Below are 17,603 nucleotides of genomic sequence, written 5' to 3'. Positions count from 1 at the left end.
GCGCATGCCTGCACGGAGTGGGCTGGTTCAGGCCGTCGCGTGCCTGCACCGGACAAGACGCGGGGCCGCGGTCCGCGCGTGGGCGCACAGGCGGGGCAGCTCGACAGTCTCGCGGAGAGGATTGTCCTGGCCGGGCGGCTACCGGGCGTCAGGATTGCCGGGCAGTTCGGCGAGGAAGCCGCGCCACGCGCCCGCCCGGAACGCGAGCGTCCCACCGTCACGGTCCTTGCTGTCCCGCACCCACACCCGCAGGTCGCGATCCACAGCCACCTCGACGCACGCTCCCTGGTTGCTGCTTCGGGTGCTCTTCCGCCAGCTGAGAATCGTCGGCTCAGTCATCGACTGCCTCCTTGATGATGTCGGCGAGGAGGTCCTCGGAGGCTTCCTGAGTGAGTGCCAGCTCCCCGAGTGTCTGCCAGGCGCCTTCATAGTCGGCCAATTCCGCTGGCTTGTCGAGATAGAGCGCGCCGGTGAGGTTCTCGCTGTAAACAGTGGTGGGCTCGGGCGGCCGGGTGCCCTGCGCCGGGAAGTCGAAGATATGGAACGAGTTCGCGACCGAGGCCCGGTGTGGACCGGATGTCAGCGGCAGGACCCGGACGGTTACCGAGGGCAGGCGGTTGCTGTTGGCCAGGTGGGCGAGTTGGGCCAGCCAGGCGTCGCGGTCGGCGATCGGGCGGCGGAGTACCGCCTCGTCGACGATGACTTCGAGATCGGGGGCCTTCGGTTGCCGGCGGGTGAGGATCCGTTGCCTTTCCAGGCGCAGTGCGACTTTGCTGGCCACCTCCTGCTCGGTGACCCCGGGCTTGGTCCGGATCACCTCGGCGGCGTAGTCGGCGGTTTGCAGCAGGCCGGGAATGAGTGATGACTCGAACTGGCGGATCCGCGAGGCGGTCGCCTCCATGCCGACGTACAACTGGAACCACGAGGGGATGACCTCGCCGTAGGCGTGCCACCAGCCCTTGGCCTTGGACTCCCTGGCGAGGCTGAGCAGCACGTCGGTCATCTTCGGTGTGACGTCGTAGAGCCGGCACATCGCCTCGACGTCGTGCGTGCGCACAGTGGTCTCGCCACGCTCGATCCGGTACATCCGGGCCCGGGACCATTCCAGGATCCTGGCCGCCGGTTCCAGATTGATCCCGGCCTCCTCCCGGGCGATCTTCAAATGGCGCCCGAGTTGACGTTGCGGTACGGATGACGCGCGGTCGCCCACGATCCCGCTCCATTCTCTGCCTGACAGTTTCGAACGGCTGGAACGAGACAGCGATATCGGGCACGGCGATCCGATGTCAATATTTCTCGGCAAATCTCGCGCCATACTGCTGACGGATACGTATTTCGATGCCCACACTTCCCGGGTCGGGTGGTCGCCGGCCGGCGACCACCATCGGAGGAGGGGAGCTGGCGATGCCGTCTGTCGTACGTCCGCACCTGCCGCAGCGGCCGATCTGGCTCTGCCGGGCCTGCGCCCGACCGTGGCCGTGCCCGGTGGCCCGCTCCAGGCTGGCGGTCGAGTACTCCGCCGATCCGGTCGCGCTGCACGTCTACCTCGCGACGGTGCTCCAGGACGCGGTCGACGACCTCTACCGGCTGAACCCCGAGCCCGGTCCCGACCCGGCCGCCATGTACGCCCGGTTCCTCGCCTGGGCCGCACCACGGCTGCGACTGGCCGGCTCGTACAGTCCGGTGATGGCCGGGAGTGCGGTGCCGGAGCGGTTGCGGTGGGCGGTGGACCTGCTGAAGGTCGCGCCCGGCGACCACCTGTTGGAGATCGGCTGCGGCAACGGGATCGCGGTGTCGCTGGTCTGCGACCGGCTGGTCGGCGGGCGGATCGTCGCGATCGACCGTTCGCCGGCCGCGATCAGGCAGGCGGAGCGGCGCAACCGGGAGCACACCGCGGCGGGGCGGGCCGTGTTCCGGCTCGGCTCGCTTGAGGAGTCCGATCTGGACGGCGAGTGCTTCGACAAGATCTTCGCCGTGGACGTCAACCTGTTCTGGACCCGGTCGCCCGGCACCGAACTCGCGCTGCTGCGGCGGTTGCTGCGCCCGACCGGCGGGCTCTACCTCTGCTACCAACCGCCGCAGGCGACCCGGGTGGCGGAGCTGGTCCAGCGGCTGCCGGCGACGTTGTCGGCGCACGGCTTCCCGACCACCGCGGTCACCTCGGCGACCACCCGCACCGGGTCGCTGCTCTGCGTCAGCGGACGGCCGGGCTAGCCGCCGACGTCACCGGCCCGGGGCGCGCGAGCCGTACGCCGGGCCGAACACCACGAGCAGGGCCAGGTCCTCGGTGATGTCCTCGAACCGGTGCTCCTCGCCGGCCGGTACGAAGATCACCGCACCGGGGGCGACCTCGCTCGCACCCTCCGGGGTCACGATCCGGGCCCGTCCGGCGGTGACCACGTAGATCTCGTCCTCGGTGTGTGGACTCTGACCGTCGGTCCCACCGGCCGGAATGCAGTACGTCCCCACCGAGAGATCCGGCACCCGCAGGTTCTCCACCCAGTCGTCGGCCGCTCCGGCGGGCGGCGGCGTCCACGCGCCGGCACCATGGATGATCTGCATGGGTGCACCCTAGACGTGCCGTGCACGCGCCGGTCGGGAGTGCGGTCCGGCCTATCCGATCCCGAACGGGACACAGCCGGTGGCGGGTGGTTCGGGGTCGTCGGCGAAGGCCCTGGTCAGCATCGCGCCGCACTGGGCGAGGGTGCGCAGCTCGTCGTCGGAGAGCCGGTCGAGGATCCGGCGCATCTTCTGGGTACCGGCGGTCACGAACCGGTCGACCAGGTCGCGGCCGGGCCCGCTCAGCTCGATCCGGCGTACCCGGCGGTCGTGCGGGTCCTCGCGGCGGGTGACCAGGCCCTGGGCGACCAGCCGGTCCACCATCCCGGTCATGGTGGCCAGACTCACACCCATCGCCGAGCTGAGTTCCTGGCCGGCGATACTGCCGTGCGCGGAGAGTAGGAGAAGTGCCTTGAGCTGGGGCAACGTGAGGTGCAGCGTGAAGAGGGGGTTCGCCGGGTCGTTGGCGAAGTGGTGCTGCATTTCCCGTTGCGTATCCATGATCTGGGCGATGAGATCGTCCCGGTCACTCATCGGTTCCTCCAGAGCAGGGAGACGGCGGCGTGCCGACGGTCGCCGCCGCGCAGCCACGCCGCCGCGGGTCAGCGGAGGCTACCAGGCGGCCGGGGGACGGTAGCCCAGAATACTTCGCTGCGAGCGAACTGTTAGTGTCAGCCAAACTTTTATCCACGGGGAAAAGGAGCGAGCCGCATGTCCGTGGCCGTCCAACCTGACGCCGAGAGCGACAAGCTCGATCCCGGCGTCCTGAGAGTCGCCGGTGTGGTGGTGCTCGGCATCATCATGTCCATCCTCGACGTCACGGTCGTCAGCGTCGCGCTGCCGACCTTCCAGCGCGAGTTCGACGCCAGCTACGCCACCGTCGCCTGGACGATGACCGCGTACACGCTGGCCCTGGCCACCGTGATCCCGATCACCGGCTGGGCCGCCGACCGGTTCGGCACCAAGCGCCTCTACCTGCTGTCCCTGGTGCTCTTCCTCGGCGGTTCGGTGCTGTGCAGCGTCGCCTGGGACATCGGCCCGCTGATCATGTTCCGGGTGCTCCAGGGGCTCGGCGGCGGCATGCTGATGCCGCTGGGCATGACGATCCTGACCCGGGCCGCCGGTCCGCACCGGGTCGGCCGGGTGATGGCCGTGCTCGGCGTACCGATGCTGCTCGGCCCGATCGGCGGCCCGATCCTCGGCGGCTGGCTGATCGAGGCGGTCTCCTGGCACTGGATCTTCCTGATCAACGTGCCGGTCGGCGTCGTCGCCTTCCTCCTCGCGCTGCGGGTGCTGCCCAGGGACGAGCCGCACCCGTCCGAGTCCTTCGACTTCGTCGGCATGCTGCTGCTCTCGCCGGGCCTCGCGCTGTTCCTCTACGGCGTCTCCTCCATCCCGGAGGCCGGCACCGTGGCCGACGCGGAGGTGCTGGTCCCGGCGATCGCCGGCCTGGCCCTGGTCGGCGGCTTCGTGCTGCACGCGCTGCGCAAGGACCACCCGCTGATCGACCTCGGTCTGTTCAAGAACCGCAACCTCACCGTCTCGGTCATCACGATGACGCTGTTCACGGTGTCGTTCATGGGCGCGATGCTGCTGCTGCCGAGCTACTTCCTCCAGGTGCGCGGCCAGGGCACCCTGGACACCGGCCTGCTGCTCGCCCCGCAGGGCCTCGGCGCCATGCTGACCATGCCGATCGCCGGCCGGCTCACCGACCGGACCGGGCCGGGCCGGCTGGTGCTGACCGGGATCGTGGTGATCGCCCTCGGGCTCGGCGTGTTCACCCAGATCACCGCCGACACCTCTTACCTGGTGCTGCTCGGCGCCCTCTTCGTGATGGGTCTCGGGATGGGCATGACGATGATGCCGATCATGTCCGCCGCGATGGCCAGCCTGACCCACCAGCAGGTGGCCCGGGGTTCCACCACGATGAACATCGTCCAGCAGACCGCCGGGTCGATCGGCACCGCCGTGATGTCGGTGGTCCTCACCAACCGGGTGCTGGACAGCCCGGCCGCCGCCGGGTACACGGCGGTCACCCAGGGGCAGGTGCCGGCGGACCAGGTGCCGCCGGAGGTACTCGCCCAGGGCCAGGCGTCGCTCGCCGACGCGTTCGGCCAGACGTACGTGGTCGCGCTGGTCCTGGTCGTCCTCTGCGTGATCCCGGCGCTGCTGCTGCCGCGCCGGCGGATCGCCCCGGCGACGCCGGAGCAGGGCGCGGCGCCGGTCCCGGTCGCCATGCACTGACCGGTCGAGGCGTACCCGCCGAACCACGAGGCCCTTCCGCCGCAAGCCCGGCGGAAGGGCCTCGCCGTATCCGCCGTCGACGGTCGTTTCGCCCCGTCCGGCCCCGCCCGGGACCGATCAGCCGTGCCGGGTGGATTATCTCCGTCGTGTCCGGGTAGGCGGGAGAGCCGGCACGGACGAAAGGACACGACGCATGGCTACCAGGGCGGGCGACGCGCGGCCGGAGACCGGGCCGGCCAGCCTGCGACTGCCGGGGGTCGTGCTGGGCGTGGGGCTCGGCGGCTTCGTCGACGGCATTCTGCTGCACCAGATCCTCCAGTGGCACCACATGCTCAGCAGCACCGACACCGACAACGTCGGAGTGCGGTACTACGACCCGAAGACCGTCCCGGGGCTGGAGATGAACACGGTCTGGGACGGCCTCTTCCACGCGGTGTGCTGGCTGGCCGTACTGGTCGGCCTGGCGATCCTCTACTCCCGGGTCACCCGGCACCGCCGCCGGGTCTGGACCTCCCGGGTGCTGTGGGGCTGGATCCTGGTCGGCTGGGGCCTGTTCAACCTGGTCGAGGGCATCCTGGACCATCACATCCTCGGCGTCCACCACGTCTACGCCGGTGCGCACCAGCTCTGGTGGGACATCGCCTTCCTGGTCCTCGGCGCGCTGCTGGTGGCCGCCGGCTGGCTGCTCCAGCGCGGCGGGCGGTCCTTCGACCCCGAGCCGCCGGCCGCCGGCCGGATGGACGCCGGAACGCCCGGCGGGCCGGGGCGGACCGGTTGACGGCGCACGACCACCCGCATCCGCTGCCGGAGGCCGGGGCGGGCGTCGGCCCCGCGCTGCTGCTGCCCGCGCTGGGCCTGCTGCTCTGCGCCGCCGCATACCTCTACCTGGCCGGGCGGGCCCGGCGGGGCAACCCGGGGCGGGGCTGGAGCCGGTGGCGTACGGCCAGTTTCGGCGTCGGGCTGTTGCTGCTGGCGGTGGCGCTGCTGCCCCCGCTGGCCGGTTTCGTGCACACCGACTTCCGGGGCCACATGCTCGGGCACCTGCTCGTCGGGATGTACGCCCCGCTCGCCCTGGTGCTCGGCGCACCTGCCACCCTGCTGCTGCGTACGCTGCCGGTCCGGCACGGCCGGCGACTGGTGGCGGTCCTGCACGGCCGGCCGGCCCGGTTCCTGACCCGTCCGGCGGTCGCCTGGCTGCTCTCCACCGGCAGCCTCGTCGTGCTGTACTTCACCCCGCTGTTCGACGCCCTCACCGCCCGCCCGGCCGGGCACTGGCTGCTGCACGTGCACTTCCTGCTCGCCGGTTGTCTCTTCGCGCACGTCATCGCCGGTCCCGATCCGGCACCCGCCCGTCCAGGCGTACCCACCCGGCTGGTCTGGCTCGGCTGCGCCATCGCGCTGCACGCCGTCGTCTCGCAGCTGATGTACGGCGGCTACTGGGTGCGGATCGCCGCCCCGGCCGCCGAGGTCCGCACCGCTGCCGAGATCATGTACTACGGCGGGGATCTCGCGGAGCTGCTGCTCGCCGCCGCCCTGGTCGCCACCTGGCGTCCCGGACGCCGCACCACCGGCCGCGCTACCTCCTCGTTGACGGTACTGCGCATTAAACAGTAGTATCGCCGCGTGGACACGACCCAGTTGCTCAAAGGCGTGCTGGATCTCGCGGTCCTGGCCGTGCTGAAGGACGAGGACGGCTACGGCTACGACATCATGCGCCGGCTCCGCGCCGCCGGCCTCGAAGAGATCGGCGACGCCTCCGTCTACGGCACGCTGCGCCGGCTCTTCCAGGCCGGCCTGCTCACCACCTACGTGGTGCCCAGCGAGTCCGGACCGCACCGCAAGTACTACGCGCTGAACCCGGCGGGGCGCGACCAGCTCCGCCGGTCCGGCAAGGTCTGGCGGTCCTTCGCCCTCACCATGGACACGCTGCTCGACGACAAGGGGATGGCGGCATGACCGTGACGGAGCAGGAGATCGCCCGGTACGTCGGGCAGGTCCGCGCGGCACTGGCCGACCTGCCGCCGCCGGTCCGCGACGAACTGCTCGAAGACCTGCCCGAGCACCTGGCCGAGGTGGCCGCCGAGGCGGAGGGATCGCTCTACGAACGGCTCGGCCCGCCCGAGGCGTACGCGATGGAACTGCGCGGCGCCGCCGGGGTCACCCCGCCGCCGGCCGCCACCGTCAACCTCGACCAGCGGATCGGCGCGGCGGTCCGCAGGGGCCGGGACCGGCTCCGCGCCGCCGACACCCGGCTCGGCCCGGTCCTCGGCTACTCGCGGCTGAGCGACTTCCTCCGGCTGCTCCGGCCCGCCTGGTGGGTGCTGCGCGGCTACCTCGCCGCGATGCTGATCACCGTGCTGTTGACCGGCACCTCGTTCGGCCTGCTGCCCCGGCTCGGCGGCAGCAGCCTGGCCGCGCTGTTGCTGCTCGCCGCCACCATCACCGGATCGGTCTGGCTCGGCCGGCGCACCGACCGGATGGGCCGGCGGCCGAAGCTGGTCCTCGGCGTCGGCGCGGTCCTGCTGGTGCTGTTCGGGCTGGCCGGCTTCGTCGAGTTGGACAGCCGGGCCGGCGGCACCTCGACGATCCCCTACGAGCAGGTCTACACCGACCAGTACTCCGGGGTGCAGGACGTCTACGTCTACGACAGCGAGGGGCGGCTGCTGGAGGGGGTACGCCTGTTCGACCAGAACGGCGAGCCGATCCGGCTCGGCCACCCGTGGTGTGCGGAGGCGGAGCAGCGTTACCGGGACCTGTCGGAGTACAACGACCTGACCCGGCAGCCGTACCCGTTCTGCCCGGAGGGTGCGCCGTTCCGGTTCGGACCGACCACGCCGCCGGCCCCGGAACCGACCGCACCGGCCGGACCGCCGGCCCCGGGCGCGACCGTGGAGCCGTCGACCACGCCGGGCGGTGCGACGCCCAGCGCCACTCCGGACGGCGGGCCAACCCCCACCCCTACCCCGACCGGCTAGACCGCAAACCCGGCTCCCCACGGGTCGGCGACGACGTGGCGTACACCTCGGCAACAGGAGGTGTACGCCACGTCGTCGTTGGCTTCCGTCCCACGTGTCGGGCGTGGCAGGCTACCCGGACACCCGGCACGCAACCCCCGGTACCCCGGTTGGGTGGGTGGAACTGTGCGACCAGCCAACGATGACTGACCGACAGGAGGGCCACCGATGGGCGAGATGGTGAGTTACCGGAGTAACGGGGGGACCAGCGAGGGCTACCTGGCGCTGCCGGCCGGTGGCGCCAGCGGCCCGGCCGTTATCGTCATCCAGGAGTGGTGGGGACTCGTGCCACACATCACCTCGGTCGCCGACCGGTTCGCCGGGGCCGGCTTCGTGGCCCTCGCCCCCGACCTCTACCACGGTGCCTCCACCACCGAGCCCGACCAGGCCGGCAAGCTGCTGATGGGGCTGGCCATGGACCAGGCGGCCCGGGACATCGCCGGTGCCGCCGACTACCTGGTGCGGCGCGACGAGGTCGACGGCGACCGGGTCGGCTGCGTCGGCTTCTGCGCCGGTGGCAGCCTCGCACTCTGGTCGGCCACCCTCTCCGACCGGATCGTCGCGACCGCCGGCTTCTATCCGGTACTCCCCTGGGAGCGGATGCGCCCCGAGTGGTCCAACTACGCCGGCAAGACCGCCGTGATCCACTGCTCCGAGGAGGACGGCACCTCGGCGGCGGACGGGGTCAAGGCGGCCCGCCGGGCGATCGAGGCGGCCGGCGGCGACTGCACCACCCACGACTACCCGGGCACCCGGCACGCCTTCTTCAACGACGACCGGCCGGAGGTCTTCGACCAGCCGGCGGCGGCCAGCGCCTGGGCCCGTACCCTGGAACTCTTCCGGTCCCGACTTGGCTGAACCGCGGCCCAGCCCGGCTGAACCCCGGCCCGGCCCGACCGGGCCGCGCCGCCGGGCCGCCCCGGCCAGCGCGCCGGGTGGCGGCGGGCCGGGCCGGCCGTCGCGTACCCCCGCCGACGTGGCCGCCCGCGCAGCGCGGGCGGCCGACCTGGCCGCGCTGGACGGCGCCGTCGCCGACTGCTTCGCCTGCCCCCGGCTGGTCGCCTGGCGCGAGGAGGTCGCCACCGTCCGCCGGGCCGCCTTCCGGGACCAGGAGTACTGGGGCCGCCCCGTCCCCGGCTTCGGGCCCGCCGACGCCCGGATCGCCATCCTCGGCCTGGCCCCGGCCGCGCACGGCGGCAACCGGACCGGACGGGTCTTCACCGGCGACCGCTCCGGCGACGTGCTCTTCGCCGCGCTGCACCGGGCCGGCCTGGCCAACCAGCCGACGAGCGTCGCCGCCGACGACGGCCTCGCCCTGCGGCACACCCGGATCGCCGCCGCCGTCCGCTGTGCCCCGCCGGACAACAGGCCCGACCCGGCGGAGCGGGACACCTGCGCGCCCTGGCTGCACCGGGAGATCGACCTGATCAGACCCACCCTGCGCGTCGTGGTCACGCTCGGCGCGTTCGCCTGGGCAGCGTGGTGGCCGGTGCTCCGTCAGGTGTACGGCGTGCGACCGCCCACCCCGCGACCCGCCTTCGGGCATGGGGCACACTGGTCGCAGGACGGTGCCGTCCCGCAGGTACTCGGCTGCTATCACGTCAGCCAGCAGAACACCTTTACCGGGCGGCTCACACCGACAATGCTGGACGAGGTGTTCACCCGGGCCCGGCACCTGGCCGGGCTGGACGAGGACCGCTAGACGGCTCGGAAAGGGCGGTGCGATGACCGACGGGCACTCCGGTCGTGCCCGTCCGGCACCCCAGCCGCCCCGGTCCAGCCTCACCGGCAGCCTGCTCCGGACGCTCTGGCCGCTGGCGGCGGTCGCCGGGCTGCTGGCGCTCGCCGCGCTCGCCGCCGCCCACTCGTCGATCGGGTTCGACCGGGTGCAGCCGCCGGCCGACATCGTGCCGACGATCGGGCAGGCCGAGCCGACCGGGGTAAAGTCGCCGCCGCCCACCGCCGGGCCGGGCCAACCCGGCAGCTACCTCCCGCACTGGGTGCCGTACCTCGGCGCGGTGCTCTGCGGCGCCGTCGTGCTGGCCGTGGTCGGTGCACTGCTCTGGGCACTGGCCCGGGACCTGCTGCGCCGCCGCCGGGGACTCGCCCGGCCCGGTGCCCGGAAACTCCGCTCCGCCGAGCAGACCGCCGAGGAGGTGGTCGCCGCGCTCGACGCCGGCCTGGTCGACCTCTCCGACACCGACGCCGACCCGCGCCGGGCGGTGATCGCCTGCTGGGTACGGCTGGAGCAGGCCGCCGCCGCGGCCGGGGTCGAACGCCGGCCCGGGGACACCCCGACCGACCTGGTGACCCGGCTGCTCGGCGCCGGCCGGCCGGTCAGCGCCGACGTGCTGGCCGCGTTCGCCGACGTCTACCGGGAGGCCCGGTACGCCACGCACACCGTCGACGAGCGGATGCGCGGCCAGGCGCTGGCGGCGCTGCGCCGGTTGCGTACCGAACTCACCTCCCCGGTCGACCGGCCCGGCGAGGACGGCGCACGGACGACGGCCGGAGGCGGGCAGCGGTGAGCGGCTCCAGCGCCAGCATCTTCGACCTGCTCCAGGACGAGGAGGAGCAGCCGAGGACCGCCCCGGCCCGCCGCGGGATGGGCGGCTGGCTGCGGCTCGGGCTGGCCGCGGCCGGTCTCGCCGCGGCGGTCGTACTCGGGCTGCGCATGGTCGGGGTCGCGCTGTCGCCGGCCGCCGTCTTCGCCGGGTTCGTCGCCCTGCTGCTGCTGCGCCGGCTCACCCTGGCGCTCGTGCCGCCGCCACCGCCCCCGCTCCGGCTCAGCCGCCCCGCGCAGGAGCGGGGCGAGCCCGACGGCCACTACGACTGGACCGTCCGGGACGCACTGGGCAGCTCGGTCGGCCGCTGGGAGACCAAGCTGGCCTGGTCGCAGGGGGAGCCGGCACGGTTCGCCAAGGCGGTGCTGCCGGTGCTGGCCGAACTCGTCGACGAACTGCTCCGACAGCGGCACGGCGTCACCCGGGCGACCGATCCGGTCCGGTCCCGGGCGCTGCTCGGCGAACCACTGTGGAACTTCCTCGAATCCCCGCCCAAGCGCACCCCGGCGCCGCGCGACCTCGCGGCGATCGTCGCCACATTGGAGAAGCTATGAAGGACGCGGACCAGGTCAGCACGTTCGACGTGGGCCGGCTGGCGCAGGCCGTACTCGACCAGGTCGGCACGGTCGTGGTGGGCAAGCGGGACGCCCTGGAACTGGTGCTCGCCGGGATCCTGGCCGGCGGGCACGTGCTCCTGGAGGACCTGCCCGGGCTCGGCAAGACGCTCACCGCGCGCTCCTTCGCCCAGGCGCTCGGGCTCGACTTCCGGCGGTTGCAGTTCACCCCCGACCTGCTCCCCGCCGACGTCACCGGCTCGTTCCTCTACGACCAGCGCACCGCCGACTTCAGCTTCCGGGCCGGTCCGGTCTTCACCAACCTGCTGCTGGCCGACGAGATCAACCGTACGCCGCCGAAGACCCAGGCCGCGCTGCTGGAGGCGATGCAGGAGAAGCAGGTATCGGTCGAGGGCGTCACCTACCGGCTGGACCCGCCGTTCCACGTGATCGCCACCGCCAACCCGATCGAGTACGAGGGCACCTATCCGCTGCCCGAGGCACAGCTCGACCGGTTCCTGCTCCGGGTCTCGTTCGGCTATCCCGGCCCCGAGGAGGAGTGGGACGTGCTCCGCCGCCGGATGGCCCGCCGCCAGGAGGAGGCGGAGCTGAAACCGGTGGTGAACGCCGAGATGCTCCGGGCGATGCAGGCCGCCCTGGAGAACGTGGTGGTGGAGGACTCGATCGGCCGCTACATCGTGGCGCTCACCGCCGCCACCCGGGAACACGCCTCGGTACTCGTCGGCGCCTCGCCGCGCGGCTCGCTCGCGCTGCTGCTGCTGGCCCGCGCGATCGCCGTGTTCGCCGGCCGCGACTACGTGATCCCGGAGGACGTCAAGGCGGTGGCGGTGCCGGTGCTGGCACACCGGATCACGCTCCGTCCGGAGATGTGGCTGCGCCGGGTCGACCCGTCGTTCGTGGTCGACGAGGTGCTGGAGACCACCCCGGCGCCGGCCAGCGGTGCACTGCCCAGCTACGCCGCCGGGCCGGCCGGGGCCCGCACGACGTGAGCCCCGCCGGACCGACCCTGCGTCCCGCCGTACCCGGGCAGCGGGGTGCCGCCCCGGCCGTGGCGGCGGCGCCCGGGGACGCGCCGGACTGGGTGCCCACCCGGGCACTCGGCCGGGCGGTGCTGCTCACCGGGCTCTTCCTGGTCGCCGGTGCGCTGCTCGGCCGGGTCGACCTGGTGGTGCTGGCCGCCCCGTTCGCGCTCGGCACCGCCTACGCGCTGCGCCGCCGCCCGGTGCGGCCACCGGAGATCGGCATCGCGGTCGACGACACCAACCTGGTCGAGGGAGGTGCGCTGGTCGCCGGGATCGGGGTCGGCAACGTCGACGAGGTGCACTACGACCTGGTGCTGGTCCGTACCGTGGTCTCGTCCTGGCTGCGCGTCGACGAGGTCCGGTTCGCGTCCGGCGACGCCGGCCCGGACGGCTCCGCCCCGGCCGACGGCCCGGCCCCGGCGACCGGCCCGGCCGCGACCGCCGGCTCCGGCGACCCCGGCCGGGCCGGCCGGCGGGACGCCACCGACCGGCCCTACGGCTTCACCGTGCCGGCCGGCACCATCGCCGACCTGGAACTGCGCGGCGGGACGCTGCGCTGGGGCCGGCACTCGCTCGGCCCGGCGGCGGTCCGGGCGATCACCTGCGACGGGCTGCTGGCCAGCCAGACGGTGCTCACCGAGGCGCACCCGGTGCCGGTCTACCCGGTCACCGAGCCGTTCGAGGCCGACGAGGCGATGCCCCGGGCCGCCGGCCTGGTCGGCGGGCACCGGTCCCGGCGGCCGGGGGAGGGCGGCGAACTGGCCGGGGTACGCATCTTCGGGCCGGGTGACCGGCTGCGCCGGATCGACTGGCGGGTCTCGCTGCGGGCCCGGCAACTGCACGTGGCGGCGATGCTCTCCGACCGGGACGCCGAGGTGGTGCTGCTGCTCGACGTGCTGGCCGAGGCGGGCCGGTCGGGCGGCATCCGGGGCAGCACCTCGGTACTGGACACCTGTGTCCGGGCCGCCGCGGCGATCGCCGAGCACTACCTGCACCGGGGCGACCGGGTCTCGCTGCTGGAGTACGGCCCGTCGGCCCGGCGACTCCGCCCGGCGACCGGCCGGCGGCAGTACCTGACCCTGCTGGAGTGGCTGCTCGACGTGCGGGTCGAACAGTCCCCGCACGAGCCGTACGACCAGGTCTTCGGCCCGCAACTGCTCTCCTCCAACGCCCTGGTGGTGGTGCTCACCCCGCTGGTGGACGCCCGCTCGGCGGCGATGTTGGCCCGGCTGGCCCGCTCCGGCCGGATCGTGGTGGCGGTGGACACCCTGCCGCCGTCGGCGCTGCCACCGAAGCGGGGGCAGTGGACCGAGGTGGCGCACCGGCTGTGGCGGCTGGACCGGGACACCACGATCGGGCAGCTCCGCGAGCACGGGGTGCCGGTGGTCGCCTGGGCCGGGGCCGGCAGCCTCGACCTGGTGCTCCGGGACGTCGCCCGGCTCGCCTCCGCACCCCGGCCGGGGCAGCGGTGACGGCCGGGCTCGCAGCACCGGCCGGGCCCGCCGGGGTGCCGGCCGTGCCGGATGTGCCCGCCGGGGTGCCGGCCGTGCCGGCTGTGCCCGCCGGGGTGCCGGCCGTGCCGGCTGCGGTGTGGGCCGGTGGGTGGGACGGGAGGTCGTCGTGCTGACCCGGGTCAGGCAGCTCTACGGCGCGATCGGCCGGATCACCCCGGTGCCGCTGCTGGTCCGGGCCGGGGTCTTCGGCTGCGCACTGGTGGCGCTGCTGCTGGCGTACCCGTCCCGGCCCTCCGATCCCCGGCTGCTCGGCCTGCTGGTGGTGGCGGCGCTGGCGCCCGCGATCGCGCCCCGGCGGAACTGGCCCACCGCGGTGCTGCTGGCCGCGGCCGGCGCCTGGGTGGTGGCCACCGGCTGGTACGACCAACGGGTCGAGCTGTGGCGGCTGCTCGCCCTGGCCACCTTCCTCTACCTGACCCACTCGCTGGCGGCGCTCGCCGCCCTGCTCTCGTACGACGCGGTGATCGCCCCCGAGGTGCCGGCCCGGTGGCTGGCCCGGGCGCTCGGGGTGGCGCTCGCCTCGGCGGTGCTCTCGGTGCCGCTGCTGGCCCTGGACGGGCGGCTGGGCGACGGCACCTCGGTCGTCGTGCTGCTCGGCGGGCTGGCCCTGGCCGTCGGCGCCGCCGCGCTGCTCCACTGGCTCTTCCGCCGCGAATAGCCCCGGCCGGGTTCGCCGGCGGGTGACGCCGGAGCACCGGGGTAACGCGGCTCACCTGGCGTCGTCAGTCACAAAGGGGGCATCTGGCCTGCATCCGGAGCCGGAGCGGGGAAGGATGGACACGTGAATCCGCAGCGGATCCTTGTGGTGGGCGCCGGTCACGTCGGCCTGTACGCGGCCCTGCGCCTGTCGAAGAAGCTCCGGTCGTGGGAGGCGGAGGTCATCGTCGTCGACCCCCAGCCCCACATGACGTACCAACCCTTCCTGCCCGAGGCGGCGGCCGGCAACATCTCGCCCCGGCACTCCGTGGTGCCGCTGCGGCGCGAGCTGCGGCGCTGCACCATCGTGGCCGGCACCGTCACCCGGATCGAGCACGACCGGAAGACCGCCCTCGTGCAGCCGATCATCGGGCCGGCCCGGGAGATCGGGTACGACCACATCGTGGTGGCGCCCGGATCGGTCTCCCGCACCCTGCCCATCCCCGGCCTGGCCGAGCAGGGCATCGGCTTCAAGACCATCGGTGAGGCAATCTACCTGCGCAACCACGTGCTGGACCGGTTGGACGTGGCGGCCGCCACCACCGATCCGGAGACCCGGCGCTGCGCGCTGACGTTCGTCTTCGTCGGCGGCGGCTACGCCGGCATCGAGGCACTCGCCGAGATGGAGGACATGGCCCGGGACGCCCTGAAGTACTACCCCGAGCTGAAGCCCGACGACATGCGCTGGGTACTCGTCGAGGCGACCCTGCGGGTGCTGCCCGAGGTCGACCGGGACATGGGCGCGTACACCGTCGCCCAGTTGCTGAAGCGGAAGATGGACATCCGGCTGGAGACCCGGCTGGAGTCCTGTGTGGACGGCCTGGTCCGGCTTTCCGACGGGGACAGCTTCCGGGCCGACACAATCGTCTGGACGGCCGGGGTGAAGCCGTCGCCGATGCTGGCCCAGACCGACCTGCCCCGGGACGAGCGGGGGCGGGTCACCTGCCTGCCGACCCTCCAGGTGGTCGACGGCGACCGGATCGTCGACGGGGCGTGGAGCGCCGGTGACTGCGCGGCGGTGCCGGACCTGACCGGCCCGCCCGGGGCGTACTGCTCGCCGAGTGCCCAGCACGCGGTCCGGCAGGCGGCCCGGATGGCCGACAACATCAGGGCGGTGATCCGGGGCCGGACGCCGGTGGACTACAAGCACAAGCACGCCGGCAGCGTGGCCAGCCTCGGCCTGCACAAGGGTGTCGCCCAGGTCTACGGGATCAAGCTCAAGGGGTTGCCGGCCTGGTTCATGCACCGGACCTACCACATGAGCCGCATCCCGTCGCTGAACCGCAAGGTGCGGGTGATCGTGGACTGGACGCTGGCCTTCGTGCTGCGCCGCGAGGTGGTGGCGCTGGGCCAGCTGCACGACCCCCGGGAGGAGTTCGTCGAGGCGAGCGCGGGGGCGGGCAGCCGCCCCGGCGACCGCAAGCCGGTCTGACCCGGGCCGTTCCGTCGCGGGCCGGTCCTCCCCGGCCGGCTCTGCTGCAAGCCGGTCCTCCCCGGCCGGCTCTGCTGCAAGCCGGTCCTCCCCGGCCGGCTCCGCCGAGCACGGTGCCCGGTCCGGGCACCGGCGCAGCGGTCAGAACTTCCAGGTCCAGGCGTCGGCCATCCGGGTACCCGGACCGTACAGCGCCTCCAGGGTGCCCTTCAGGCTCGCCGCGTTCGGGGCGTCGTCGGTGACCGCGACACAGGAGGCGCCCCAGAAGTCGATGTCCCGGCGGGCCTGGTCCCGCTGTTCCTGGGCGATCGACGGCACCCCGCCGTTCTTGGACACGTCGGCCAGCAGTTGCGAGGTCGGCTGCTTGTAGGTGCCCATCGACGCCTGCCCCTCGGCCGCGTACGGGCCGATGAAGAAGCCCTCGGGCAGCGCGAACGACGCGTCGGCGGCGCTCGCCCAGCGCATCGGCCAGGGCTCCTGCGGGGTCGGCAGCGGCACCGGCACGAGTACGCCGTTCGGCTCGACGCAGTCCCGCCAGTGCCCGTCGGCGACGAACCGGGGCAGCGGCGGCCGGGCGGCGGTCGGGATCTGGGCCGGGAAGATCGGCAGCAGCGCGACGACGGCGGCCAGCGGCACCATCAGGCGTACCGGCTTCTCCGGGGTGGCCAGCCCCCTGTCGACCGCCAGCACCAGCACGGTGGCGATCAGCGGCAACAGGGCCAGCGCGAAGCGCATCGGCAGCGCCCCGTCCACCACCGGTACGCCGAGCAGCAGCGTGTAGGGTCCGGTGATCCCGGTCTGCTCCCTGTCGACCACGATCGTCGGCCCGAGCGACAGCGCCGCCATCACGAGGCCGGAGACGAGACAGGCGATCACCACCGGTCGCCGGATCAGCCAGCCGACGGCGAGGGCGGCGGCCAGCAGCAGCGGCCAGCCCAGGAAGGTGTTGTACTCGGCCGGCCCGGTGGTCAGCCGGGCGGCCTCCGGGGAGCCGGCGATCGACATCGGGGAGATGGCCGACCAGCTCGCCAGGTCGGCGTAGAAGTAGTGCGGGCTGAACATGCCGTTCGGCACGCTCTGCGGCCCGGCGAACTGGAACCAGAGCGGGTACGCCAGCACCGGCAGCGCCAGCCCGACCGCGAGTACCATCCCGGCGAGGAAGCCGGGCAGCACCCGGCGGGCCAGTGACCGGTTCGCCGCCGCGTACGCCAGGGTGAAGACGACCAGGGCGACGGCGGCCAGGAAGAGCGTCTCCTCGCCGACGAAGACCTGCACCGTCACCCCGGCGGCGAGCCCGGCGGCCGAGGTGACGATCCGGCGCCAGTCGATGCCCGGCCGGTCGGGCCGGCCCTGCGGGTCGGCGGCCCGCACCATCCGGACGACAAGCCAGATCAGCACCGGCACCAGCCACTGCGCGGTCATGTGCAGGTGGCTGTTGGACTGCGAGATGATCCCCGGCCCGAAGCCGCAGAGCCCGGCACCGAGCGCGGCGGCGAGCCGGCGGGCGCCGAGCAGCCGGGTGAAGAGCAGGTACCAGGCGATCGCGGTGCCGGCCAGGTTGCCGGCGGCGAGCAGCGCGAAGGTGACCGGCGCGCCGAAGGCCAGCGTGATCGGCGCGAACAGGAAGCCGAGGGCGATGACCGTGGTGTTGGCCATCAGGTTCACCCCGTCCGGCGCGTTCAGCCGGTCGCTCAACAGGCTGAAGTCGCCGTGCAACACCCGGGAGTCCATCGCCAGGAACCACTCGTAGAGGGCCTGGTCCTCCGGGTTGAGTGCCAGCACCCGGGCGCCCGGGTCCGGCCAGAGCCCGGCGGTGAGCCAGCCCGCGAGGAGGACGAAGAGCAGGCAGATCCCCAGGTCGGGGCCGTGCCGGTGCAGCGCGCCGGACCAGCGCTCCCGGAACGACCGGGTCGGGCCGGAGACGGAGGCTGTCGTGGCCGGGCCGGGGTCGGCGTCCTGCGCCGCGCGGGCAGTGCTGGTCAC

At 73.3% G+C, this 17,603-nt stretch carries 19 protein-coding genes; 14 read left to right on the top strand and 5 right to left on the bottom strand.

Annotated elements, in window-relative coordinates; all coding sequences use genetic code 11:
- Positions 1–138 precede the first annotated feature (138 nt).
- Positions 139–339, bottom strand: a complete 201-nt coding sequence (locus ACN28A_RS07960; protein ID WP_421393739.1) for a DUF397 domain-containing protein — start codon at positions 337–339, stop codon at positions 139–141.
- Positions 332–1,210, bottom strand: a complete 879-nt coding sequence (locus ACN28A_RS07955) for a helix-turn-helix domain-containing protein (protein ID WP_421393737.1) — start codon at positions 1,208–1,210, stop codon at positions 332–334. Before ACN28A_RS07955 ends, ACN28A_RS07960 begins: the two co-directional genes overlap by 8 nt.
- A 194-nt stretch (positions 1,211–1,404) precedes the next feature.
- Between ACN28A_RS07955 and ACN28A_RS07950 the strand changes: the two genes are divergently transcribed.
- On the top strand, positions 1,405–2,214 hold the full coding sequence (locus ACN28A_RS07950) for an SAM-dependent methyltransferase (protein WP_421393735.1): 810 nt from the start codon (positions 1,405–1,407) through the stop codon (positions 2,212–2,214).
- 9 nt (positions 2,215–2,223) lie between these two features.
- Here the strand turns inward: ACN28A_RS07950 and ACN28A_RS07945 are convergent, their stop codons facing one another.
- Together ACN28A_RS07945 and ACN28A_RS07940 are read right to left on the bottom strand one after the other, a co-directional pair.
- Complete coding sequence (locus ACN28A_RS07945; RefSeq protein ID WP_421393734.1) at positions 2,224–2,562, bottom strand: cupin domain-containing protein; 339 nt, start codon at positions 2,560–2,562, stop codon at positions 2,224–2,226.
- Between the two features lie 51 nt (positions 2,563–2,613).
- Entirely contained in the window at positions 2,614–3,093 is a 480-nt protein-coding gene (locus ACN28A_RS07940; protein ID WP_421393732.1) for a MarR family winged helix-turn-helix transcriptional regulator, read from the bottom strand.
- A gap of 177 nt (positions 3,094–3,270) precedes the next feature.
- Between ACN28A_RS07940 and ACN28A_RS07935 the strand changes: the two genes are divergently transcribed.
- The 13 genes from ACN28A_RS07935 (at position 3,271) to ACN28A_RS07875 (ending at position 15,620) form a co-directional block, all read left to right on the top strand.
- Complete coding sequence (locus ACN28A_RS07935; RefSeq protein WP_421393730.1) at positions 3,271–4,803, top strand: DHA2 family efflux MFS transporter permease subunit; 1,533 nt, start codon at positions 3,271–3,273, stop codon at positions 4,801–4,803.
- A 193-nt stretch (positions 4,804–4,996) separates the two neighbouring features.
- On the top strand, positions 4,997–5,581 hold the full coding sequence (locus tag ACN28A_RS07930; RefSeq protein ID WP_421393728.1) for a DUF2243 domain-containing protein: 585 nt from the start codon (positions 4,997–4,999) through the stop codon (positions 5,579–5,581).
- A complete protein-coding gene (locus ACN28A_RS07925) occupies positions 5,578–6,417 on the top strand; it encodes a cytochrome c oxidase assembly protein (RefSeq protein ID WP_421393727.1) in 840 nt (279 codons plus the stop codon). Before ACN28A_RS07930 ends, ACN28A_RS07925 begins: the two co-directional genes overlap by 4 nt.
- Before the next feature lie 9 nt (positions 6,418–6,426).
- Positions 6,427–6,759, top strand: coding sequence for a PadR family transcriptional regulator (locus tag ACN28A_RS07920; protein ID WP_421393725.1), 333 nt, complete (start codon positions 6,427–6,429; stop codon positions 6,757–6,759).
- Positions 6,756–7,778, top strand: a complete 1,023-nt coding sequence (locus ACN28A_RS07915; RefSeq protein ID WP_421393723.1) for an HAAS signaling domain-containing protein — start codon at positions 6,756–6,758, stop codon at positions 7,776–7,778. Before ACN28A_RS07920 ends, ACN28A_RS07915 begins: the two co-directional genes overlap by 4 nt.
- Positions 7,779–7,985: 207 nt before the next feature.
- Positions 7,986–8,675 carry a dienelactone hydrolase family protein gene (locus ACN28A_RS07910; protein WP_421393721.1) on the top strand — a complete coding sequence of 230 codons (690 nt, stop codon included), beginning with the start codon at positions 7,986–7,988 and terminating at the stop codon, positions 8,673–8,675.
- 118 nt (positions 8,676–8,793) lie between these two features.
- Positions 8,794–9,519 (top strand): uracil-DNA glycosylase, encoded by a 726-nt coding sequence (locus tag ACN28A_RS07905; RefSeq protein ID WP_421404223.1) that lies wholly within the window; start codon positions 8,794–8,796, stop codon positions 9,517–9,519.
- Between the two features lie 22 nt (positions 9,520–9,541).
- Entirely contained in the window at positions 9,542–10,345 is an 804-nt protein-coding gene (locus tag ACN28A_RS07900) for a DUF4129 domain-containing protein (protein ID WP_421393719.1), read from the top strand.
- Positions 10,342–10,935, top strand: coding sequence for a hypothetical protein (locus ACN28A_RS07895; protein ID WP_421393717.1), 594 nt, complete (start codon positions 10,342–10,344; stop codon positions 10,933–10,935). The genes ACN28A_RS07900 and ACN28A_RS07895 overlap by 4 nt, the downstream gene beginning before the upstream one ends.
- A complete protein-coding gene (locus ACN28A_RS07890) occupies positions 10,932–11,945 on the top strand; it encodes an AAA family ATPase (protein WP_421393715.1) in 1,014 nt (337 codons plus the stop codon). The genes ACN28A_RS07895 and ACN28A_RS07890 overlap by 4 nt, the downstream gene beginning before the upstream one ends.
- A gap of 59 nt (positions 11,946–12,004) precedes the next feature.
- Positions 12,005–13,450, top strand: coding sequence for a DUF58 domain-containing protein (locus ACN28A_RS07885; protein ID WP_421404221.1), 1,446 nt, complete (start codon positions 12,005–12,007; stop codon positions 13,448–13,450).
- A gap of 130 nt (positions 13,451–13,580) precedes the next feature.
- Positions 13,581–14,150, top strand: a complete 570-nt coding sequence (locus ACN28A_RS07880) for a hypothetical protein (RefSeq protein WP_421393713.1) — start codon at positions 13,581–13,583, stop codon at positions 14,148–14,150.
- Between the two features lie 123 nt (positions 14,151–14,273).
- The gene (locus ACN28A_RS07875; RefSeq protein ID WP_421393712.1) at positions 14,274–15,620 is read left to right on the top strand and encodes an NAD(P)/FAD-dependent oxidoreductase; all 1,347 of its coding nucleotides are present in this window, start codon (positions 14,274–14,276) and stop codon (positions 15,618–15,620) included.
- 141 nt (positions 15,621–15,761) lie between these two features.
- Here ACN28A_RS07875 and ACN28A_RS07870 read toward each other — a convergent pair whose 3' ends face one another.
- The gene (locus ACN28A_RS07870) at positions 15,762–17,603 is read right to left on the bottom strand and encodes a hypothetical protein (protein ID WP_421393711.1); all 1,842 of its coding nucleotides are present in this window, start codon (positions 17,601–17,603) and stop codon (positions 15,762–15,764) included.

The organism is Plantactinospora sp. WMMB782, assembly GCF_049179135.1.
Taxonomy (GTDB): Bacteria; Actinomycetota; Actinomycetes; order Mycobacteriales; family Micromonosporaceae; genus Plantactinospora.
Note: the sequence above shows the minus strand (reverse complement) of the source record. Positions and strands in the feature narration are given on the sequence as shown.

Coding starts and splice junctions, on each gene's coding strand:
- ACN28A_RS07950 (WP_421393735.1), top strand. CDS start 1,405: ATGCCGTCTGTCGTACGTCCGCACCTGCCGCAGCGGCCGATCTGGCTC.
- ACN28A_RS07900 (WP_421393719.1), top strand. CDS start 9,542: ATGACCGACGGGCACTCCGGTCGTGCCCGTCCGGCACCCCAGCCGCCC.
- ACN28A_RS07960 (WP_421393739.1), bottom strand. CDS start 339: ATGACTGAGCCGACGATTCTCAGCTGGCGGAAGAGCACCCGAAGCAGC.
- ACN28A_RS07940 (WP_421393732.1), bottom strand. CDS start 3,093: ATGAGTGACCGGGACGATCTCATCGCCCAGATCATGGATACGCAACGG.
- ACN28A_RS07935 (WP_421393730.1), top strand. CDS start 3,271: ATGTCCGTGGCCGTCCAACCTGACGCCGAGAGCGACAAGCTCGATCCC.
- ACN28A_RS07915 (WP_421393723.1), top strand. CDS start 6,756: ATGACCGTGACGGAGCAGGAGATCGCCCGGTACGTCGGGCAGGTCCGC.
- ACN28A_RS07930 (WP_421393728.1), top strand. CDS start 4,997: ATGGCTACCAGGGCGGGCGACGCGCGGCCGGAGACCGGGCCGGCCAGC.
- ACN28A_RS07890 (WP_421393715.1), top strand. CDS start 10,932: ATGAAGGACGCGGACCAGGTCAGCACGTTCGACGTGGGCCGGCTGGCG.
- ACN28A_RS07910 (WP_421393721.1), top strand. CDS start 7,986: ATGGGCGAGATGGTGAGTTACCGGAGTAACGGGGGGACCAGCGAGGGC.
- ACN28A_RS07945 (WP_421393734.1), bottom strand. CDS start 2,562: ATGCAGATCATCCATGGTGCCGGCGCGTGGACGCCGCCGCCCGCCGGA.